This window comes from Nonomuraea sp. NPDC051191 (assembly GCF_044455665.1).
Taxonomy (GTDB): Bacteria; Actinomycetota; Actinomycetes; order Streptosporangiales; family Streptosporangiaceae; genus Nonomuraea.
The window spans coordinates 445,526-465,713 of sequence record NZ_JBITEZ010000004.1 but is presented as its reverse complement, the minus strand read 5'-3'; the positions used below and the strand labels follow the sequence as shown (position 1 = coordinate 465,713).

At 71.1% G+C, this 20,188-nt stretch carries 17 protein-coding genes; 13 read left to right on the top strand and 4 right to left on the bottom strand.

Annotation, left to right across the window (positions count from 1 at the left end; genetic code table 11):
• Positions 1–13 precede the first annotated feature (13 nt).
• Positions 14–1,663: a fumarate hydratase gene (locus ACIA8R_RS13925; protein WP_397038508.1), complete on the top strand. Its 1,650-nt coding sequence runs from the start codon at positions 14–16 to the stop codon at positions 1,661–1,663.
• 94 nt (positions 1,664–1,757) lie between these two features.
• Here the strand turns inward: ACIA8R_RS13925 and ACIA8R_RS13920 are convergent, their stop codons facing one another.
• Both ACIA8R_RS13920 and ACIA8R_RS13915 read right to left on the bottom strand, forming a co-directional pair.
• A complete protein-coding gene (locus tag ACIA8R_RS13920; protein WP_352327892.1) occupies positions 1,758–1,946 on the bottom strand; it encodes a DUF5999 family protein in 189 nt (62 codons plus the stop codon).
• A gap of 465 nt (positions 1,947–2,411) precedes the next feature.
• On the bottom strand, positions 2,412–3,080 hold the full coding sequence (locus ACIA8R_RS13915) for a CHAP domain-containing protein (protein ID WP_397038506.1): 669 nt from the start codon (positions 3,078–3,080) through the stop codon (positions 2,412–2,414).
• Positions 3,081–3,421: 341 nt separating this feature from the next.
• On the opposite strand from ACIA8R_RS13915, the gene ACIA8R_RS13910 reads away from it, so the two are divergent.
• The 9 genes from ACIA8R_RS13910 (at position 3,422) to ACIA8R_RS13870 (ending at position 14,535) form a co-directional block, all read left to right on the top strand.
• The gene (locus tag ACIA8R_RS13910) at positions 3,422–4,030 is read left to right on the top strand and encodes a superoxide dismutase (RefSeq protein WP_364097511.1); all 609 of its coding nucleotides are present in this window, start codon (positions 3,422–3,424) and stop codon (positions 4,028–4,030) included.
• Between the two features lie 70 nt (positions 4,031–4,100).
• The gene (locus tag ACIA8R_RS13905) at positions 4,101–5,210 is read left to right on the top strand and encodes a protein kinase (protein ID WP_397038504.1); all 1,110 of its coding nucleotides are present in this window, start codon (positions 4,101–4,103) and stop codon (positions 5,208–5,210) included.
• A 35-nt stretch (positions 5,211–5,245) separates the two neighbouring features.
• Positions 5,246–6,844: a protein kinase gene (locus ACIA8R_RS13900; RefSeq protein ID WP_397038502.1), complete on the top strand. Its 1,599-nt coding sequence runs from the start codon at positions 5,246–5,248 to the stop codon at positions 6,842–6,844.
• A 97-nt stretch (positions 6,845–6,941) separates the two neighbouring features.
• Entirely contained in the window at positions 6,942–8,339 is a 1,398-nt protein-coding gene (locus tag ACIA8R_RS13895; protein WP_364097520.1) for a class II fumarate hydratase, read from the top strand.
• A gap of 75 nt (positions 8,340–8,414) precedes the next feature.
• Positions 8,415–9,167 carry a 3-hydroxybutyrate dehydrogenase gene (locus ACIA8R_RS13890; RefSeq protein WP_364097523.1) on the top strand — a complete coding sequence of 251 codons (753 nt, stop codon included), beginning with the start codon at positions 8,415–8,417 and terminating at the stop codon, positions 9,165–9,167.
• Positions 9,167–11,080 carry a GAF domain-containing protein gene (locus tag ACIA8R_RS13885; RefSeq protein ID WP_357704085.1) on the top strand — a complete coding sequence of 638 codons (1,914 nt, stop codon included), beginning with the start codon at positions 9,167–9,169 and terminating at the stop codon, positions 11,078–11,080. The genes ACIA8R_RS13890 and ACIA8R_RS13885 overlap by 1 nt, the downstream gene beginning before the upstream one ends.
• Before the next feature lie 31 nt (positions 11,081–11,111).
• Positions 11,112–12,386 carry an MFS transporter gene (locus ACIA8R_RS13880; RefSeq protein ID WP_364097529.1) on the top strand — a complete coding sequence of 425 codons (1,275 nt, stop codon included), beginning with the start codon at positions 11,112–11,114 and terminating at the stop codon, positions 12,384–12,386.
• Positions 12,383–13,384: an alpha/beta hydrolase gene (locus ACIA8R_RS13875; RefSeq protein WP_364097532.1), complete on the top strand. Its 1,002-nt coding sequence runs from the start codon at positions 12,383–12,385 to the stop codon at positions 13,382–13,384. Before ACIA8R_RS13880 ends, ACIA8R_RS13875 begins: the two co-directional genes overlap by 4 nt.
• Complete coding sequence (locus tag ACIA8R_RS13870; protein ID WP_364097535.1) at positions 13,384–14,535, top strand: tannase/feruloyl esterase family alpha/beta hydrolase; 1,152 nt, start codon at positions 13,384–13,386, stop codon at positions 14,533–14,535. The genes ACIA8R_RS13875 and ACIA8R_RS13870 overlap by 1 nt, the downstream gene beginning before the upstream one ends.
• On the opposite strand, the gene ACIA8R_RS13865 is transcribed toward ACIA8R_RS13870, so the two are convergent.
• Both ACIA8R_RS13865 and ACIA8R_RS13860 read right to left on the bottom strand, forming a co-directional pair.
• The gene (locus ACIA8R_RS13865; protein ID WP_397038499.1) at positions 14,525–16,525 is read right to left on the bottom strand and encodes a glycosyltransferase family 2 protein; all 2,001 of its coding nucleotides are present in this window, start codon (positions 16,523–16,525) and stop codon (positions 14,525–14,527) included. The two genes, ACIA8R_RS13870 and ACIA8R_RS13865, sit on opposite strands and share 11 nt — an antisense overlap.
• 71 nt (positions 16,526–16,596) lie before the next feature.
• Positions 16,597–17,196, bottom strand: coding sequence for a lytic transglycosylase domain-containing protein (locus tag ACIA8R_RS13860; RefSeq protein WP_357704326.1), 600 nt, complete (start codon positions 17,194–17,196; stop codon positions 16,597–16,599).
• A gap of 377 nt (positions 17,197–17,573) precedes the next feature.
• Here ACIA8R_RS13860 and ACIA8R_RS13855 point away from each other — a divergent pair, with 377 nt between their 5' ends.
• The 3 genes from ACIA8R_RS13855 to ACIA8R_RS13845 are packed head-to-tail and all read left to right on the top strand — an operon-like array spanning position 17,574 to position 20,181.
• The gene (locus tag ACIA8R_RS13855; protein ID WP_125636689.1) at positions 17,574–18,248 is read left to right on the top strand and encodes a response regulator transcription factor; all 675 of its coding nucleotides are present in this window, start codon (positions 17,574–17,576) and stop codon (positions 18,246–18,248) included.
• The gene (locus ACIA8R_RS13850) at positions 18,245–19,660 is read left to right on the top strand and encodes a HAMP domain-containing sensor histidine kinase (protein ID WP_364097542.1); all 1,416 of its coding nucleotides are present in this window, start codon (positions 18,245–18,247) and stop codon (positions 19,658–19,660) included. The genes ACIA8R_RS13855 and ACIA8R_RS13850 overlap by 4 nt, the downstream gene beginning before the upstream one ends.
• Positions 19,657–20,181 (top strand): hypothetical protein, encoded by a 525-nt coding sequence (locus ACIA8R_RS13845; RefSeq protein ID WP_364097545.1) that lies wholly within the window; start codon positions 19,657–19,659, stop codon positions 20,179–20,181. The genes ACIA8R_RS13850 and ACIA8R_RS13845 overlap by 4 nt, the downstream gene beginning before the upstream one ends.
• Positions 20,182–20,188 lie beyond the last annotated feature (7 nt).

Here is a 20,188-nt window from a genome sequence, read left to right as displayed (position 1 = left end):
ACCCTCTATGGACATGGACTTCGACTACACCGATCTGCTTCCCCTTGGCGCCGATGAGACCGAGTACCGGCTGATCACGTCGGAGGGGGTGCGGAAGGTCGAAGCGGCCGGGCGTACGTTCCTCGAAGTCGCCCCGGAGGCCCTGCGGCTGCTCACCGAGACCGCGGTCCACGACATCTCGCACTTCCTGCGCACGTCGCACCTGGCCCAGCTCCGCAAGATCGTCGACGACCCCGAGTCCAGCGGCAACGACCGGTTCGTCGCCCTCGACCTGCTGAAGAACGCCTCGATCTCGGCGGGCGGCGTGCTGCCGATGTGCCAGGACACCGGCACCGCCATCGTCATGGGCAAGCGCGGCCGCCACGTGCTGACCGACGGCCGCGACGCCGAGCACCTCTCGCGCGGCGTCTACGACGCCTACACCAAGCTCAACCTGCGCTACTCCCAGATGGCCCCGCTGACCATGTGGGAGGAGAAGAACACCGGCAACAACCTGCCCGCGCAGATCGAGCTCTACGCCGAGGACCCCCACGGCCACGCCGACGAGTACAAGCTGCTGTTCATGGCCAAGGGCGGCGGCTCGGCCAACAAGTCGTTCCTCTACCAGGAGACCAAGGCGGTGCTCAACGAGAAGCGCATGCTGGCCTTCCTGGAGGAGAAGATCCGCTCGCTGGGCACCGCGGCCTGCCCGCCGTACCACCTGGCCGTGGTGGTGGGCGGCACCTCCGCCGAGTTCGCGCTCAAGACCGCCAAGTACGCCAGCGCCCGCTACCTCGACTCCATCCCCACCGAGGGCTCGCCCTCCGGGCACGGGTTCCGCGACCTGGAGCTGGAGGCCAAGGTCTTCGAGCTGACGCAGAAGCTCGGCATCGGCGCGCAGTTCGGCGGCAAGTACTTCTGCCACGACGTCCGCGTGATCCGCCTGCCCCGGCACGGCGCGTCCTGCCCGGTGGCCATCGCGGTGTCGTGCTCGGCCGACCGCCAGGCGCTGGCGAAGATCACTGCCGAGGGCGTGTTCCTGGAGAAGCTGGAGACCGACCCGGCCCGCTTCCTGCCGGAGACCACCGACGAGCACCTGTCGGACGACGTCGTCCGGGTCGACCTCAACAGGCCGATGCCGGAGATCCTCGCCGAGCTGACCAAGTACCCGGTCAAGACGCGGCTCTCGCTCACCGGCCCGCTCGTCGTCGCCCGCGACATCGCGCACGCCAAGATCGCCGAGCTGCTCGACGAGGGCGGCGAGATGCCGCAGTACCTCAAGGACCACGCGGTCTACTACGCCGGCCCGGCCAAGACCCCCGAGGGCTACGCCTCCGGCTCGTTCGGCCCCACCACGGCCGGCCGCATGGACTCCTACGTCGAGCGCTTCCAGGCGGCGGGCGGCTCGATGGTCATGCTGGCCAAGGGCAACAGGTCCAAGCAGGTGACCGAGGCGTGCCAGAAGTACGGCGGCTTCTACCTGGGCTCCATCGGCGGCCCGGCCGCCCGGCTCGCCCAGGACTGCATCAGGAAGGTCGACGTGCTCGAATACCCCGAGCTGGGGATGGAGGCGGTGTGGAAGATCGAGGTCGAGGACTTCCCCGCCTTCATCGTCGTCGACGACAAGGGTGACGACTTCTTCACCGACCGCACCGGGCCGGTGCTGAGCATCGGGCGCAGGTAGGGCCCGAGCGCGTCGAAGGGTGCCGGGCGGGCGGTCACGCCCCTCGGCACCGGACGGCGGGGGGTTGCCCCCGGGCCTCGGGGCCCGCGGGCTCTCAGGCGGCGACGGGCGCTCTGTGGGGGGCGACGACGCTGCCGTCAGGCAGCAGCAGACCCGTGTCCTCGAACAGCACCACGCCGTTGCAGAGGAGGCTCCAGCCCTGGTCGGGGTGGGCCGAGATCACGTGCGAACGCTCACGGTCGGGCGAGTCCGCACTGGGGCATACGGGAAAGTGACTGCACATCATCGCGCACCTCTCAGATGGCGCTCCTGCTTCCTGATGATCAAAAGGGCAACTGTCGCCCCGACGGCGTGCGAAGGTCCAGTGCGGCCTTGACCGGCTTCCTCGGCCGGCGGCGAACCTGTGTCTGGCGCATCTCCATCACGTCCTTCAACTTCAGTCGTCAGTGGTGGAACTCCGGCGTGTTCACCCAGTCTCGTGACCGGCACCGACAGTTTCAGCCGCTTCTGGGTTGTCGCCTGCTCTCATGTCCCTAACCATGCCCCCGTCCCCTTTCGGCACCCTTACATCTTGCTGACGGCGTGCCGTGGTTCCTGTCAAACAGCCTGCCGTACGGAGGAAAGTGCCCTACTAGGCATCATGCACATTTATCGAGAAGTCGGGTGTGCCGAGCGTCACAGCCGCCGTGACGTGCGGTAATACAACAAAGCGCGCATCCCGGGCAGGAATGCGCGCCGTGTCGAGGTGTCAGGCGGCGTAGGACGGGTACCCGTAGCCGACGACCTGGGAGGTCGGGCGGACGCGCTCCTCCACCTTGCCGTTGCCGGTGTTGCCCTCGATCGTGGAGATCGTGCCGTCGCCGTTGTCCTTGACGACGAAGCCGACGTGCTGGATGTCGCTCAGGCTCTTGCTGCCGCTCCAGGAGAAGAAGACGACGGCGCCGGGCTTTGCCTCGGTGCCCCAGCGGCCGTTGGAGGCGAACCACTTGGCGTGCGAGACGGTGTAGGCGTCCCAGCCGACCTGCGGGCGGGCGCCGGTCTGCTCGCCGACCCAGGACACGAACATCGAGCACCAGGCGGCGTTCACGTAGTCCTGGCGGCTGCCGCCGTCACGGGCGACGGTCTCGGCGGCGCGGGGAGAGTCGGCGTACCACTTCTGGAACTTGGTGCCGCCGCCGTTGGCGTCCTCGGAGACGCCGACCTGGGCGCGGGCGGTGGCCAGGACCTGGGCGGCGGTGACGTTCACCCTGCCCTGCGCGGAACCCTGCGCGGCCGACTCCTGCGCGGCGGTCTTGGCGGCCCGGTGGGCGGTCTCGGCGCTGACGGCGGCAGTGGCGCCCAGCGCGGTCACGGCGATGGTCGCGCCGAGAGCGAGCTTGGCGATGTTGGACGTGGTCATCATGGCGTGCTTGGCCATCGGGGGGTGCTCCTTTGCTCACCGTCCGCGCATGAGGCACGGCGGGTCACAGGTGTGAATCCTGCGATGGGTGATGACGACAGATCTGCGGGGGCGCCTCGACACGGCTGCCCTGCCGTCGCGTACAAACAGGTACAACAGCGCCCTGACCTGGGTAATTCCCACCCCAAGAAATCCCCACAGGACGCCTGTGCGCGGGCGGCTCAGGCCGCCCGCGCACAAACTGGACCCAACTGACTCTCGCCACGATGCCCAAGGCGAGACCTAGGTCGCAAGTCTGATGCACTTGCGAACTACTTGCAATAGTGTCCTCCAGAGATCTACTTCGAGAGGACGGATCCATGGGCGACTACACCCTTCCCGACATGCCCTACGACTACGGCGCGCTGGAGCCCGCCATCACCGGCGAGATCCTGGAGCTGCACCACGCCAGGCACCACGCCGCCTACGTCAAGGGCGCCAACGACACCCTCGACCGCCTGGCCGAGGCCCGCGCGGACGGCGACTTCGGCAACCTGGTGGGCCTGGAGAAGACGTTCGCGTTCAACCTGTCAGGCCACGTCCTGCACTCGATCTTCTGGGAGAACCTCTCGCCCGACGGAGGCGACCGCCCCGACGGCGCGCTCAGGACCGCCATCGACGAGCATTTCGGCACGTTCGAGGCGTTCCAGAAGCAGCTCACCACGGCCACGGCGTCCGTCCAGGGCTCGGGGTGGGGCGTGCTGGCCTGGGAGCCGCTGAGCCGCAGGCTGGTGGTCGAGCAGATCTACGACCACCACGGGAACGTCGGAATGAACACCACGCCGCTTCTCGTGTTCGACGCGTGGGAGCACGCTTACTATCTGCAGTACCGCAACGTGCGTCCGGACTACGTCGAGAAACTGTGGGGCCTCGTCAACTGGGCGGATGTGGCCCGGAGGTTCGCTGACGTAACGAGTCAGGCGGGTTGACTTAAGTTCGCAACAATTTATCGGCCCCGCCTCTACTGGTCGGTTTACACAAATAGGTAAGCTGCCTGGCATGCGTGCGCCCTCCGGTTACCTTCTCGCCGCGCGCTATCGGCTCGTGGAGCCGGTTGGTCGCGGCGGCATGGGCACCGTTTGGCGGGCGCATGACGAGTTGCTCGACCGCGACGTGGCGGTGAAGGAAGTACGGCTGCCCACCGTCCTCGACGAGGAGCTGCGCGCCGAGTTGTGCGCCCGCACCGAGCGCGAGGGCAGGGCGACCGCGATGGTCGCCCATCCGTCGGTCATCACCGTCTTCGACGTCGTGACCGAGGACGACCGTCCCTGGATCGTGATGGAGCTGCTCCGGGCCAGGTCCCTGGAGCAGCTCATCCAGGAGCACGGACCGCTCCACCCGCGCCGGGCCGCCGAGATCGGCCGGCAGATCCTCGGCGCGCTGCGGGCCGTCCATGCCAAGGGCATCCTCCACCGCGACGTGAAGCCGAGCAACGTGCTGGTGACCGAGGACCGCGCGGTGCTCACCGACTTCGGACTGGCCGCGCTCGAAGGCGACGTCTCCATCACCCAGGCGGGCATCGTCCTCGGGTCGGCCGGTTACATCGCGCCCGAGCGGGTTCTCGGCTCCAAGGCGAGCCCCGCGGGCGATCTGTGGTCGCTCGGCGCGACCCTCTACACCGCCGTCGAGGGCCGGGGGCTGCACGGTCGCCGTACGGCCGCCGCCGCGCTGGCCGCGCTGACCAGTGGCGAGCCGATCCCGATGAGCAAGGCGGGCCCGCTGGCGCCCGTTCTCGACGCGTTGCTCCGGATCGATCCACAAACCCGGCTCGACTCCGTACGGGCCTCGCTCATGCTGGCCCGGGTGGCCGCGGGCGGCTCGGCGGAGGAGCCGCTGGCCCCGCGCCGTCCCGTACGCCCGGTGCCCATGAGCGCCTCACCCCCTTTCGCGCGCAGGCCCGCGCATCGCGGGCTGCACAGGGCGGAGGCCACCGCGGCCGCGCTGTCGGTCCCGCCGCCGCGCCAGGAGCGCAGGTCAGGTGAGGGGGTCCACCGGAGGCGGGTCGAACCGCGTCCAGCTCCGTCCACTTATGCCCGTTTCAAGTCGGCGGTGATAAAGTTGTTCCTTCCTCGGCGGTTCTGGCCAAGAGAACTTCGCAAGCGAGGGTAAAGCACTTCCCAAGCGAGAATCGATATCTTCTTCTCATGCCGGAACAGCAGACACGCCTGCTCGCGGAGCGCTACGAGCTCATCGCCCCGCTCGGCCGGGGCACGATGGGAACGGTGTGGCGCGCCCGCGACCGCGCGCTCGGGCGCGAGGTGGCGGTCAAAGAGATCCGCCAGGACCCGGGACTCACCGAGGACCAGCGGGCCGAGCTACGCGAGCGCATGGTGCGCGAAGGCCGCATCGCCTCGCGGATCAACCACCCGTCCGTCGCGGCCATCCATGACGTGCTCATCCAGGACGACAGCCCCTGGATCATCATGGAGCTCATCGAGGCCCGCTCGCTGGAGCAGGTGATCGAGGAGGAGGGGCCGCTGCCACCGCGGCTCGTCGCCGAGATCGGCGTCGACCTGCTGGGCGCGCTGCGCGCCGCGCACTCCCAGGGCATCACGCACCGCGACGTCAAGCCGGGCAACGTGCTCATCACCGAGAGCGGCCGGGTGGTGCTGACGGACTTCGGCATCGCCAAGGCCGAGGGCGACTCGCGGCTCACCAAGACGGGCATGGTGATCGGCTCGCCCGGCTACACGGCCCCGGAACGCGCCAGAGGCGAGTACACCGGGCCGGAGTCGGACATCTGGTCACTGGGGGCGACGCTGTACTTCGCGGTCGAGGGGCGGCCGGCGTACGAGCGGGCCACGATCGCCGAGACGCTGGCCGCACTGCTCAGCGAGAGCGCCGACCCGCCCACGCAGGCGGGGCAGCTCCGGCCGGTGCTGAACGGGCTGCTGAACAAGGACTACCGGCAGCGGCTCGGCGCCGCCAAGGCGGAGACCCTCATGCGGATGGTCGCCGACACGCCCACGAGCGAGATGCCCGCGCTCACGGCCGAAGACCTGATCGCGCAGGAGGCCGCGTTGCCCGACCCCTTCACCGGTTCCGGCCCTCGACGTCCCTCCGGGCCCCCACCCGGGGCCTCGGGCCCTCAGGGGCGCCCTTCCGGGGCGCCGGGGGCGTACGGGCCGGGCGCCACGCCCGGAGCGCCCACCTCGGGCCCGCAGCAGGCGCATCCCGTGGGGGCACGGCCTTCGCAGGGCGCTCGCCCGGCACAGCCGCCTCAGACCGGCGACGAGGAGGACTTCGACCCCGAGCGGACCGTCAGCGTCATGCGTCCCAAGGCGCCGTTCTCGCCGGGGCCCGAGCAGGGCGGTGGCCGTCCGCCGCAGCGCCCCGACGACGAGGGGACCGTCACCACCAGGCGCATCTCCGCCCCTCCCGGCGCTCCCGGCCAGCAGGTCTACCCGCCGACGCAGCAACCGCCGCGCCCGATGCCGCAGCAGGGCCCGGGACAGGGCGGACCGCAGCAGAGCGGGCCACAGCAGGGCCGACCTGGACAGAGTGGACCTGGACAGGGTGGACCTGGACAGGGTGGACAGGGACAGGGCCGCCCGGGGCAGCCCGTACCGCACCAGAGCGGCCCGCATCAGGGGCAGGGCCTCGGCACCGACCTGTTCGCCATCGCCGGGCAGCCCGAGAAGCCGCCCGCGGGCAACCGCAACGGCATGCTGGTGCTCATGGCCGTGGCCGCCGCCGCGGCGGTCGTGATCGCCGTCCTCATCGTGGCGCTCATCTCCAGCTGAACGCGCTCACCCCGGTACGCCGGCCCGCCCCCGCGCGGGACGGGCCGGCGCCCGGACTGCTCGGACTGATCGCACAGCCGTGGGACAGACTGGAGTCATGAGCGAGTTCAGAATCGAACATGACTCGATGGGCGAGGTCCGCGTGCCGGCGGGAGCGCGGTGGCGGGCCCAGACCCAGCGGGCGGTGGAGAACTTCCCGATCTCGGGGCGGCCGCTCGAACCGTCCCACATCGCCGCGCTGGGCCTGATCAAGGCGGTCGCCGCCGAGGTCAACGGCGAGCTGGGCGTGATCGACAAGGATCTGGCCGAGGCCGTCGCGCAGGCCGCCGCCGACGTGGCCGACAACGAGCACGACGCCCACTTCCCCATCGACGTCTTCCAGACCGGCTCCGGCACCTCGTCCAACATGAACGCCAACGAGGTGATCGCGACGCTGGCCGAGGAGCGGCTGGGTCGTCCCGTGCACCCCAATGACCATGTGAACGCCTCCCAGTCGTCCAACGACGTCTTCCCGACCTCGATCCACGTGGCGGCCGCGGTCGAGGTGACCTTCCACCTGCTGCCCTCGCTCACGCATCTGGCCGAGACGCTGCACGCCAAGGCGGCCGAGTTCGCGCAGGTGGTCAAGTCGGGCAGGACCCATCTGATGGACGCCACGCCGGTGACCCTGGGCCAGGAGTTCGGCGGGTACGCCGCCCAGGTCGACCACGGCGGCACCCGCGTCCGCACGGCGCTGAACCACGTCCTGGAGCTGCCCCTGGGCGGGACGGCGGTCGGCACGGGCATCAACACCCCGCCGGGCTTCGCGGAACGGGCGATCGCGAAGCTGGGCGAGGCGACCGGCATCCCCTTCCGCGAGGCCGCGGACCACTTCGAGGCCCAGGGCGCGCAGGACTCCATCGTGGAGCTGTCCGGGCAGCTCAAGGTGGTGGCCGTGTCGCTCAACAAGATCGCGAACGACCTGCGCTGGATGGGCTCCGGCCCGCGCGCCGGGCTCGGCGAGATCAACCTGCCGGACCTCCAGCCGGGCTCGTCCATCATGCCGGGCAAGGTCAATCCGGTGATCCCCGAGGCCACGGCCATGGTCGCGGCCCAGGTCATCGGCAACGACGCGGCGATCACCTTCGCCGGGGCCTCGGGCAGCTTCGAGCTGAACGTGCAGCTCCCGGTCATCGCCCGCAACATCCTGGAGTCGATCAGGCTGCTGGCGAACGTGTCCCGGCTGCTGGCCGACCGCTGCGTCGCCGGCATCACGGCCAACGTCGACCGGCTGCGCGAGTACGCCGAGTCCTCCCCCTCGATCGTCACCCCGCTCAACCGGCATGTCGGCTACGAGGAGGCGGCCAAGATAGCCAAGCAGGCGCTGGCCGAACGCAAGACCATCCGGGAGGTCGTCGTCGAACGCGGCCACGTGGCCGCCGGCACCCTGACCGAGGAGCAGCTCGACGCCGCGCTCGACGTGCTGTCCATGACCCGCCCGCCGACCGGGGAGTGATCCACATAGGCAGGCCCACATCTATGTCGCCCGCACCCATGCGTCCCGGCGCGGCGACCGCCTAGGGTTCGGAGTATGGCGAAGGAGCTGACTGGGCGGACCGCGCTGGTGACGGGGGCTGGGGGCGGCATCGGCGCCGCCTGCGCCCGGCGACTGGCCGCCGCGGGGGCCAAGGTGCTGGTGGTCGACAGGCAGGGCGAGGCGGCCGGGAAGGTGGCCGCGGAGGTCGGCGGGGTCGCGGTGGTGGCCGATCTGAGCGATCCGGCCTTCGCCGGGTCGCTGCCCGACGAGCCGGTGGACATCGTGGTGAACAACGCCGGGTTCCAGCACGTCGCGCCGGTCGAGGACTTCCCGCCGGAGGTGTTCTCCGCCATGATGCGGGTGATGGTGGAGGCTCCGTTCCTGATCGCGCGGCGGGTGCTGCCCGGCATGTACGCCCGGGGCTGGGGGCGGTTCGTGAACATGTCGTCGGTGCACGGGTTGCGGGCCTCGCCGTACAAGTCGGCGTACACGACGGCCAAGCACGCGCTGGAGGGGTTCTCCAAGGTCGTCGCGCTGGAGGGGGCGGCCCACGGGGTGACCTCCAACTGCGTGTGCCCGGCGTACGTGCGCACGGCGCTGGTCGAGACGCAGATCGACGACCAGGCCCGGGTGCACGGCATCGGCAGCGACGAGGTCGTCGAGAACATCATGCTCCAGCCTGCCGCGATCAAGCGGCTCATCGAGCCGGAGGAGGTCGCCGAACTGGTCGTCTACCTCTGCGGCCCCCACGGCTCCTTCATCACCGGCACCTCCCTCCCCGTAGACGGCGGCTGGACGGCCCACTAGTGAGCACCCCCTTTCTGGAGTTGTTGGCGCGGGAGGCGTCGGCCGTCGAGTTCGAGGGGCCGATCGTGGAGGCCAGGGCGCAGGGCGCCGATCCGGCCACGATCGAGGAGCTGGAGCAGGCCAAGGTCGAGGCGTTGAAGGTCAGGGCGCTGCTCAGGCGGCGGGCCAGGCGGGAGGCCGAGCTGTCGGCGCTCTACGACACGGCCGGTGACCTGGCCGCGCTGCGCGACCTCGACGCCGTGCTCGAAGCCATCGTCCACCGGGCCAGGCAGCTGCTGGCGACCGACATCGCGTACATGACGCTGCACGACCCCGAGCAGGGCGACACGTACATGCGGGTCACCGACGGGTCGATCTCGGCCAAGTTCAGGGCCCTCCGGCTGGCCATGGGCGCCGGGCTGGGCGGGCTGGTCGCGCAGACGGCCACCCCGTACGCGACCGCCGACTACTTCGCCGACGCCAGGTTCCGGCACAAGGGGCACATCGACGAGGCCGTCAAGGAGGAGGGCCTGGTCGCGATCCTCGGGGTGCCGCTGCGGCTGGGCCAGCGGGTGATCGGCGTGCTCATGGCGGCCAACCGCAGCGCCAGGCCCTTCCACCAGGAGGAGGTCTCGCTGCTGGCGAGCCTGGCCGCGCACGCCGCCGTCGCCATCGACAACGCCCGGCTGCTCCAGGAGACCAGGAACGCCCTGGAGGAGCTCTCGCAGGCCCACAGGACGGCAAGGGCGCACGGCGAGGCCGTCGAGCGGGCCGCGCTGGCCCATGACCGGATGACCTCGCTGGTGCTGCGGGGCGGCGGCATCGAGGACGTCGCCGCCGTGGTGACCGAGGTGCTCGGCGGTTCGCTGGCCGTGCTCGACGACCTGGGCCGGCCGATCACGGGCGACGTGGGCGAGCTGGACGCGGGGGTGTTCGAGGCGGCGCAGGCGTCCAGGGCGCTGGGACGTACCGTGCGCAGGGGCGACCTGCTGATCGCGTCGGTGGACGTCGGCGGCGAGCCGTTGTGCACGCTCATCCTGCGCAGCGACGACGCCGACGAACGCATCCTGGAACGGGCGGCGCTGGTGTGCGCGCTGCTGCTGCTGTTCAGGCGGAGCGTGGCCGAGGCCGAGGGCCGGGTCAGGGGCGAGCTGCTGGAGGACCTGATCTCGCGCCCGGACTCGCCCGGCCTGGCCGACCGGGCCCGGCGGCTCGGCGTGGACCTGCGGGCGCCGCACGTCGTGGTGGTGGCCAGGCACGGCGGCCAGCGGGAGCGGGCGGCGTTCTGGGCCTCCTCGCACGCCACGGTTCGGCACGGGCTGGCGGCGGGGCGCGGCGAGGAGGTGGTGCTGCTGCTGCCGGGCGTCGACGCGGGCGGCCTCGCCCAGCGGGTGGCGGCCGAGCTGAGCGCGTCCCTGCACAGCCCGGCGACGGCGGGCGCCTCCCCGGCCCGGCTCCCCGCCCCCTCCGCGGGAGAGGCGCCGGGAGACGGGACGGCGGGGGCGCGGGACGTCGCGGAGGCGTACCAGGAGGCGCGGCGGTGCGCCGAGGCGCTGATCGCGCTCGGCCGGGCCGGCGACGGCGCGAGCCCCGCCGAGCTGGGCTTCGTCGGCCTGCTCGTGGGCGACGGCCGCGACGTGCGCGGCTTCGTCGGCCGCGTGCTCGGCGCGGTGCTCGACTACGACGCCCGCCGGGGCACCGCGCTCGCCGACACCCTGTCGGCCTACTTCGGCACGGGCGGCTCGCCCTCCCGTACGGCCGAGGCCATGCACATCCACGTCAACACCGTCACGCAACGCCTCGACCGGATCGGCAGGCTGCTCGGCGACGGCTGGCTGGAGCCCGAACGCGCGCTGGAGATCCAGCTCGCGCTCCGCCTGCACAAGCTCGGCCACACATCCTCGCCACAGACTGTGGGTCCCGACCCCATATGAGTGACGCCGGTCACTCTTTACCGTGACCGGCATGGCAACTTCCATCAAGAGGATCGTCGCCGCGAGCCTGATCGGCACCACCATCGAGTGGTACGACTTCTTCCTGTACGGCTCGGCAGCCGCTCTCGTGTTCAACAAACTCTTCTTCCCCGAGTCCGACCCCCTGACCGGCACGCTGCTGTCGTTCCTCACCTACGCCGTGGGGTTCGTCGCCCGCCCGCTCGGCGGCCTGGTCTTCGGCCACTTCGGCGACCGGCTGGGCCGCAAGACCCTGCTGGTGGTCAGCCTGCTGATGATGGGCGCCGCCACGTTCCTGATCGGCTGCCTGCCGACGTACGCCACGCTCGGCTCGTCGGCGGCGCTGCTGCTGACCGCGCTCCGGCTCGTGCAGGGCTTCGCGCTCGGCGGCGAGTGGGGCGGCGCGGTGCTGATCGTGTCCGAGCACGGCGACACCGCCCGCCGCGGCTTCTGGGCCTCCTGGCCGCAGGCGGGCGCGCCCGGCGGGAACCTGCTGGCCACCGGCGTGCTGGCGGTGCTGGCCGCCTGGCAGTCCGACGAGGCGTTCCTGTCGTGGGGCTGGCGGGTCCCGTTCCTGCTGTCGGGCGTGCTGGTGATGGTCGGGTTGTGGATCCGGCTGACGATCAGCGAGTCGCCGGTGTTCCGGCAGGCCGAGCCGGAGCCGACCGCGCCGATCGTGGGCGTGCTGCGGCACCACTGGAAGGACGTGCTCACCGCCATCGGCGCCCGCCTGGCCGAGAACATCTCGTTCTACCTGCTGACCGTGTTCGTCATCACGTACGCGAAGAATGCCAAGATCGACAACTCGACGGTGCTGAGCGCGGTGCTGGTCGCCTCGGCGGTCCACTTCGTCACGATCCCGATGTGGGGCGCGCTGTCGGACCGGCTCGGCCGCCGCCCGATCTACCTGGCCGGAGCCGCCGGCATCGGCGTGTGGATCTTCGCCTTCTTCCCACTGGTGGACACCGGCAACTTCCTGGCGATCACCCTCGCGGTCACCGTCGGCCTGCTCTTCCACGGCATGATGTACGGCCCGCAGGCGGCCTTCTTCGCCGAGCTGTTCGGCACCAGGACGCGCTACACCGGCGTGTCGATCGGCGCCCAGCTGTCGGCCATCGTGGCCGGCGCGCTGGCCCCGCTCATCGCGGTGGCGCTGCTGAAGAGCTACTCCAGCAGTGTGCCCATCTCCGTCTACCTTGGCCTGGCGGCGGTGCTCACGCTGGTCGCCGTCTACACCGCCCGCGAGACCCAGGGACGCGACCTGGCCGAGAGGATGCACGTGCGATGAAGGTCACCACCCCCCGCCTCACGCAGCACGTCCTGACCGTCGAGGGCAGGACGTCCGGCGAGCCCGTGCTGTTCGTGCACGGCAACGTCTCCTCCGGCGCGTTCTGGCGCGACAGCATGGCCGCGCTGCCCGACGGCTACCGCCCGCTCGCCCCCGACCTGCGCGGCTTCGGCGACACCGACCCCCAGCCGGTGGACGCCACCCGGGGCCTGCGCGACTTCTCCGACGACCTGGTCGAGCTGGCCGAGGCGCTCGGGCTCGACGGCGTGCACCTGGTCGGCTGGAGCCTCGGCGGCGGCGTCGTCCTGCAGTTCCTGCGCGACCGTCCGGCGCTGGTCAGGAGCGTCACGCTGGTCAACCCGATCTCCCCGTACGGCTTCGGCGGCACCGAGGGCCCGGACGGCACGCTCACCCACCCCGACGGCGCGGGATCGGGAGCCGGGGCGGCGAACCCCGACTTCGTGGCCCGCCTGAAGGCCGGCGACCTGTCCGAGGAGTCCCCCACCTCCCCCCGCAACGTGCTGCGCTCCGGCTACGTCAAGCACCCGGAGATCCCCGACGAGGACTTCTACCTGCGGTCGATGCTCACCACCCGGGTCGACGAGGCCAACTACCCGGGCGACGCCGCCACCTCCCCCGCATGGCCGGGCGTGGCCCCCGGCAAGCAGGGGGTGCTCAACGCGTGCGCCCCCACCCACTTCCGCCTGGACGACCTGCACGAGATCGACTCCCGGCCGCCCGTTTTGTGGATCAGGGGCGCCGACGACGTGATCGTCTCCGACACCTCCCTGTTCGACCTGGCCCATCTGGGCGCGATCGGCGTCGTGCCCGGCTCCCCCGGCACGCCGGCCCAGCCGATGGTGACCCAGACGAGGGCGGTCCTCGACCGCTACGGCCGCTATCGCGAGGTCGTGCTGGACGACTGCGGCCACAGCCCGCACCTGGAGCGGCCCGCCGAGTTCCGCCGTCTGCTGGCCGAGCACCTGGAGGAGGCCTGATGTTGGTCGCCCTCACCCTCGTGGCGAGCCTGCTCACCGCCCCCGTCGCGCACGAGCTGACCGTGCCCGGGGCGGAGAAGCTGGTCAGCGCCGCCCTCGACGACCTCACCACGGCCGGCACCACGCCGACCGGCCACACCGACCCGGCCGACTGGGCCGGCCTGCACTCCAAGGCCACCGTCAACCCGACCGGCGTGCCCGGCACGCAGCTCGACGGCTACTTCCCCGACACCTCGACCGGCAACGCCACGCACGGCTGGAACCACGACTCCCAGTTCGTGATCAGGCTCCCCGACCGCTGGAACGGCGGCCTGGTCGTCAGCGGCACGCCGGGCAACCGGGAGCAGTACGCCAACGACTACACGATCTCCGACTGGGTCCTGTCCAAGGGCTACGCGTTCGCCGCCACCGACAAGGGCAACGTGGGCGTGACCTTCTACCAGGACGGCCGCCGCCCCGGCGACGCCATCGCCGAGTGGAACGACCGCGTCACCCAGCTCACCGTGGCCGCCAGGTCGGTCGTCCGGCAGCGGTACGGCCGCCCGCCCGCCCGTACGTTCATGGCCGGACTGTCCAACGGCGGTTACCTGGTCAGGTGGCAGCTGGAGAACCGCGCCTGGCTCTACGACGGCGGCGTGGACTGGGAGGGCACGCTCTTCCGGGTCAAGGGCGACAACCTGCTGAACTTCCTGCCGCCCGCGCTGAAGGCGTACCCCGACGAGGCGGGCGTGCGGGCGGCCGGGTTCGCGGCGGGGTCGGAGTTCCTGTGGCCCTTCCACCGGCAGTACTACTGGGAGCTCACCCAGCAGCTCTACCAGAAGGAGCTGGACCCGTCGTACACGGGCGCGCCGGCCGACTACGACTACGACGCGCGCAGGCCGTACGCCGCGATGGCCAGGATCGGGCTGACCGGCAGGATCACCAAGCCGCTGATCACGATCCACGGGACCCTCGACACGCTGCTGCCGATCTCCCGCGACTCCGACGTCTACGCCGAGATGGTGGGCCCGCGCCGCCCGTTCCGCTACCACCGGATCGAGGGCGGCAACCACCTCGACAGCCTCGTCGACGTCTACCCCGACCGGCTCAGGCCCATGCTCCCGGCCTTCAGGGACGCCTTCCAGGAGCTGGAGGACTGGGTCACTCCTTGAGGTAGCGATGCCTGCCCGCGCGCGCCCAGCGCACGATGTGCCGCGCCCCGGGCAGGCGCCTGCCGAGGCGGTGGAGCACGGTGTCGTGGCCCATGGGCGAGCGCCGCCGGGGTTCGACCGCGACGGCCGGGCGCGTCTCGACCCGGCCCCGGCGCACCTGGAGCCCGAACCGCAGCCCGGTCTCCTCGTCGGCCGAGCGCAGCGACGACAGCCAGGCGCCCGGACCGAGGTGGTCATCGCCCGAGATGTGCCGCTTGACCGGGATCTTGGCGACGAGCTGGCCGGCGAGCTTGCCCGGCACCCCGGCCTCGACCAGCGCGGGCGCGCACACCTCGCGTTCGCGGCGGCCGGTGCTGCGCAGCACCAGCTCCAGAGGCGGCCCGCCGCTCGGCGGCACGTACGGGACCGGCAGCACGACGTACACGTGACCGTCGAGCTGGCGGACGGTCACCCCCGGCGACACCAGCGCGATCGACTCCGAGAACGAGCGCGGCTCGACGGCGAGCCCCAGCTCCCCCTTGTCCGACCAGCACGGCACCACCAGCCGCATCCTGGGCCGCTGCGCCAGCACGCCCAGGCAGTTGAGCGGCCCCTCGGCCCGGCCGACCCGGCTCCTGGCCTGGTTGGCGCCGCTGAACATGCGGACGTGCACCTCCCACTGCCCCGGGCTGAGCGGGCGGCCCATCGCCGCGCTGGTCACGTCCAGCCGGGCCTCGCCCCTGATCTGCACGCGGACCCGGCGGCGGCCGTCGGGCCCGCGCTCGACGTGCTGGTTAATCGGCAGGAAGTGCACCACGCCGGTCCCGCTGTGCCGGATGTAGACGTCCACGCGGGCCCGCTCGACGTCGGAGGTGATGTCGGTGACGTCGTCGGACAGCAGCCTGGTGTCGATCGAACGCGGCGGGATCCAGTGCAGGCGCTCGCCGTCCACGCGGTACCGGTCGGGCAGTCCGTCGCCGGACATGACCTCCACGGTCAGGCCGAGCACCAGGATGTGGGCGTCCCAGCGCATCTCGGTGAGCTCGGCGCGCAGGCCCGCGCGCTTGGAGGAGTTGGCCAGCATGACGATCTGGTCCAGGCGTCCGCTCCTGACGAAGGCGGCCACCGCCCGCATCTGGACGGGCAGGTAGCGGTCGACCCGCTCGGGGAAGCGCTCGCCGATCAGCTCCTGGACGACCCGGAAATGCATGCCCCGGTCCACCGAGGAGTCGGCGAACCTGGCGGTCAGCAGCGGCCTGAGCACGGCGGAGCGGAACCAGTAGGCGTACATGCGGTCGCGCTGGCGGCCGGCGCCGACGTAGGTGTCGATGTCGGTGAGCAGCGTGCTCAGCCCGGCCACGATCACCCGGGGGTCCTCCTCGGCCGCCTCGGGCCGCGGTCCGAGCTGGCAGCAGACGTCCTCGGCCAGTACGGCGATCACCTTGGCGTGCAGGTACGCCCGCATCACGAACGCCTGCTCGGCCAGCCTGCCGCCGGGCATGGCGAAGCCCAGCTCGTGCTCCTCCAGGAAGGCCCGGCGGTAGAGCTGCTGGGGGACGAGCAGCGTCATGAGGCGCTCGCGCAGGATGTCGGCGCGGGCCGTGCTGCGCTCGAAGGCCACCATGGGTGGCCCGTAGTCGCGGGCCAGCCGGCCGATCAGCACGTCGGCGTCGGTCTCGACCGCGCGCTCGTGCATGCGGGCCAGGGCGTCGCGCGCCAGCCGGTCGGACTGGTCGAGGAAGTAGACGTAATCGCCCTCCGCCGTGGCCACGCCCATGTTGCGGCCCCGCGACGGCGACCCGGTGTGCGGCAGGTGCAGCACGCGGACGTTCTCGCGGAGATCGGCGATGGTGTCCAGGCGGGCCCCGATGCCGTCCGTGGAGCCGTCGTCCACGAAGATCACTTCGTAGTCGGCGGCCGGCAGCGTCTGCTCCAGCGCGGAGCGGATGCACGCGTCCGCGGTGTCACCCGGGTTGTGGACATTGATGATCACACTGACCTTCGCACCCATGCGGCCAGCGTGCGCCGCTCATACACGATCGGGTGAGACGGCTTGCCGATTACAGGAGGAAAGTTGACCTGTTAGTACCATCCTGTGGACTGTGAGTGGCCCCAGGCGCCGCAGGGCGTGCCGTAGCGGCCCTTGATGTAGCCGAGGCCCCACGCGATCTGGGTGGCGGCATTGGTCTGCCAGTCGCCGCCCGCGCTGGCCATCTTGCTGCCCGGCAGGGCCTGTGGGATGCCGTACGCGCCGGAGTAGCGGTTCATCGCCCGCTCGTTCCAGCCGCTCTCCTTCTGCCACAGCAGCTCCAGGCAGCCCCACTGGTCGGCGCCCCAGCCCTTGGCGGCGAGCAACGACTTGGCGACGGCCTTGTTGCTGCCGGGCGAGGGGTTGCTGCCCGGCGGGAAGTTCGCGGGCGGGAAGCCGTTGCCGCCCGGCGCCTTCTTGGGCACGACCCAGTTGAGCTTCTTGGTGCCGGTGCGGCCCTTCTTGAGCTGGTCGGCCCGGAACGCCTGCTCGGCGGCGTTCTTCAGGGCGTCGGTCTCGGGGTCGGGGGCGAACAGGTCGCCTCCGGCGAGCGCGCCCAGCTGCTCGGCCGTGAACGGGTCGACCGGCGGCCTGTTGGCATTGTCGACGGCGCGATAGGCGACGTAACCGCCACCGCCCACGACCACCACCAGCGACACGACCGTGACGGCGACGCGCTTGGGGGTGAAACGCGAAGGCCGGCGGCGCGCCGAGCGAAGGTCATCCTTCGGGGGGCGCTCACTCAACTGCGGACCGGGGCTCACGATCCATGAGCTTGCCCTGTCATGGGGGGTGGTCCGCAACCGGAACGCGGGATTCGGTTGACGTTCTCTTGGCCAACCAGCAGGTAACAACCTTTTTCACGAAAAATTGTGAGTTTCGTCACAGAGGTGGCGCGCCTCCCTTCGAGCGCCCGCACCGAAGGGAGGCCGCTTTCAGGGTTCCGCCCCATCTTCGGGATCTGATCCGGACCGGGTCACAGTTTGATGACACAACCCGGGTATAGGGGACATGGAATAATAATGTGCGCGTGGCCGGCATCCTCCTTGTAGAAGACGATCCCTCCGTCCGCACAGCTCTGGAGCTGGCGTTGACGCGGCAGGGACATTCCGTCACGTCCTATGCGACGGGCGAGGAGGCTCTGGACCACATCCGCGCCCGCCGCCCCGAGATCGCGATCCTCGACGTCATGCTCCCCGGCATCGACGGCGTGGAGGTCTGCCGCCGCATCCGCAAGCTCGACCAGCTCCCCGTCATCCTGCTCACCGCCCGCGGCGACGACCTGGACGTCGTGGTCGGCCTGGAGGCGGGAGCCGACGACTACGTGGTCAAGCCGGTCGAGCCGCGGGTGCTCGACGCCCGCATCCGGGCCATCCTGCGCCGGGCCGAGTCCGCCACCTCCGACCGCATCACCTTCGGCGACCTCGTGATCGACCGGGGGGCGCTCAAGGTCACGCTGGCCAGCAAGGAGATCCACCTGACGCCGACCGAGCTGCGGCTGCTGCTGGAGCTCGTCCGCCACCCCGGGCAGGTGCTCAACCGCCGCTACCTGCTGCGGGTCGTCTGGGACCACACGCACGTCGCCGACTCGCGGCTGGTGGACGCCTGCGTCCAGCGCGTCCGCGCCAAGATCGAGCCGAGGCCGGCCGAGCCCGTCTTCATCCACACCGTGCGCGGGTTCGGCTACCGGTTCAGCCCTCCGTGATCCCGCTGCCCACCGGGCTGCGGGCGCGCCTGGTCATCACGTTCACCCTCGTCGCGGTCACCGCGTCGGTGCTGGTCGCCACCATCGGCTTCGAGCTGGCCAAGACCGCGCTCGTGACCAGGGCCGAGACCACGTCGCTCGACCTGGTGACCCGGGAGCTCGGCCGGATCACCTTCCCGGTCGGCCAGCTCAGGCCGGGCGAGGCGGCGCCGTCCATGAAGGAGCTCGACCAGGTCGTCCGCACGCTGTCCAGCCCCGGCCGCAGCGTCCTGGTCGAGTACGGCAACCTGCTGTCCGCCGACGGCCCGATGACCATGAAGGACGTCCCCAACGAGCTGTACGGCCGGGCCAAGCAGAACGTCGTCACCCAGCGCAAGGTGATCGGCAACGAGCTGTGGCTCGTCGTCGGCGCCGAGGTCCACCGGTACGAGACCGGCACCGCCCCCGAGCCGACCGGGCTGCGCGCGTTCGTCTTCTTCCCGCTGCACGACGAGGAGAGCCAGCTCGCCACGCTGCGCAACACGCTCACCCAGGGCGGCGCGGTCATCGTGCTGATCGCGCTGGTGGTGGCGCTGCTGTCGGCCCGGCAGGTGCTGCTGCCCGTACGGCGGCTCAGCGCGGCCGCCCAGGCGCTCGGCCAGGGCCGGCTGGACACCCGCCTGCCGGTGCACGGCCAGGACGAGCTGGCCGAGCTGACCTCCAGGTTCAACGACGCCGCGGCGGCGCTGGAGCTGAGCGTGTCGGAGCTGCGCTCGCTGGAGGCCATGTCCCGCAGGTTCGTGGCCGACGTCTCGCACGAGCTGCGCACGCCGCTCACCGCCATGACGGCCGTGGCCGACATGCTCTCGGAGGAGGCCGGCCGGCTGCCCGACGCGCCCGCCGAGGCCGTACGGCTGGTGCTGCGCGAGATCGGCCGCCTGCGCGAGCTGGTCGAGCACCTGATCGAGGTCAGCAGGTTCGACGCCGGCACCGCGACGCTCAACGTGGAGCCCGTGAACGTCGCCGACGCCCTCCTCGACTGCCTGGAGGTGCGCGGCTGGAGCGACGAGGTGGAGGTGACCGCCTCGCAGGGGTTGACCGTCAACCTCGATCCGAGGAGGTTCGACGTCATCGTGGCCAACCTGGTCGGCAACGCGCTCAAGCACGGCCTGCCCCCGGTGGAGGTCACCGCGAGAGGCACCGAGAACGGCCTGGAGGTGAAGGTGCGCGATCATGGCAAGGGCATCCCCGCCGAGGCGCTGCCCCACGTCTTCGACAGGTTCTTCAAGGCGGGCGCGGGCCGGGCCCGCAGCCAGGGCAGCGGCCTCGGCCTGGCCATCGCCCGCGCCAACGTGCACCTGCACGGCGGCACGATCTCCGTACGGGCCCAGCAGCCGGGCACCCTGTTCACGGTCTGGCTGCCGCACCAATGAGAGCGCACCGGGCCCTGCCGGCCGTTCTCGCCCTGCTGGCCGCGGCCGCCTGCGGCATCTCGCCGACCGACGTCCAGACCAAGGGCGCCGCGCCCACCATCAAGCTGCCGCCGCCCTCGAAGACCATCTTCCTGATCAGGAACAAGGAGCTCACGCTCGAACCCGCCGACGTCGAGACCGACACCGTGGGGAGCCTGCTCGGCGCCCTGTTCGCCGCCTCCGACCGGCCGCTCGGCGACCGCACCACCGAGCTGCGCGGCCTGGAGTACGTCGGCATGAAGGACTCGCTCGACCCCGTCCAGCGCGACGAGAAGCAGCTCCCGCGCACGTCCACGCTGACCGTCTACTTCAAGGGCGACCGGCCGCTGAGCAGGCTCGGCAAGGCCCAGATCGTCTGCACCGCGCAGCAGGACGCCGCGCAGCAGGACGCCGCGTTCGAGCAGGTCAAGATCGTCCGGGAGAACGACGGCCGCCCCTCCAAGGCGGAGGGACGGCCGTACACCTGCGGCGAGCTCAAGTAGGCCCGCC

What these genes read in the sequence shown, in the direction of transcription:
- ACIA8R_RS13875 (WP_364097532.1), top strand. Translation starts at nt 12,383, where the DNA reads ATGAAGGTCACCACCCCCCGCCTCACGCAGCACGTCCTGACCGTCGAG.
- ACIA8R_RS13905 (WP_397038504.1), top strand. Translation starts at nt 4,101, where the DNA reads ATGCGTGCGCCCTCCGGTTACCTTCTCGCCGCGCGCTATCGGCTCGTG.
- ACIA8R_RS13865 (WP_397038499.1), bottom strand. Translation starts at nt 16,525, where the DNA reads ATGGGTGCGAAGGTCAGTGTGATCATCAATGTCCACAACCCGGGTGAC.
- ACIA8R_RS13870 (WP_364097535.1), top strand. Translation starts at nt 13,384, where the DNA reads ATGTTGGTCGCCCTCACCCTCGTGGCGAGCCTGCTCACCGCCCCCGTC.
- ACIA8R_RS13845 (WP_364097545.1), top strand. Translation starts at nt 19,657, where the DNA reads ATGAGAGCGCACCGGGCCCTGCCGGCCGTTCTCGCCCTGCTGGCCGCG.
- ACIA8R_RS13925 (WP_397038508.1), top strand. Translation starts at nt 14, where the DNA reads ATGGACTTCGACTACACCGATCTGCTTCCCCTTGGCGCCGATGAGACC.
- ACIA8R_RS13880 (WP_364097529.1), top strand. Translation starts at nt 11,112, where the DNA reads ATGGCAACTTCCATCAAGAGGATCGTCGCCGCGAGCCTGATCGGCACC.
- ACIA8R_RS13915 (WP_397038506.1), bottom strand. Translation starts at nt 3,080, where the DNA reads ATGGCCAAGCACGCCATGATGACCACGTCCAACATCGCCAAGCTCGCT.
- ACIA8R_RS13920 (WP_352327892.1), bottom strand. Translation starts at nt 1,946, where the DNA reads ATGTGCAGTCACTTTCCCGTATGCCCCAGTGCGGACTCGCCCGACCGT.
- ACIA8R_RS13900 (WP_397038502.1), top strand. Translation starts at nt 5,246, where the DNA reads ATGCCGGAACAGCAGACACGCCTGCTCGCGGAGCGCTACGAGCTCATC.
- ACIA8R_RS13910 (WP_364097511.1), top strand. Translation starts at nt 3,422, where the DNA reads ATGGGCGACTACACCCTTCCCGACATGCCCTACGACTACGGCGCGCTG.
- ACIA8R_RS13890 (WP_364097523.1), top strand. Translation starts at nt 8,415, where the DNA reads ATGGCGAAGGAGCTGACTGGGCGGACCGCGCTGGTGACGGGGGCTGGG.
- ACIA8R_RS13895 (WP_364097520.1), top strand. Translation starts at nt 6,942, where the DNA reads ATGAGCGAGTTCAGAATCGAACATGACTCGATGGGCGAGGTCCGCGTG.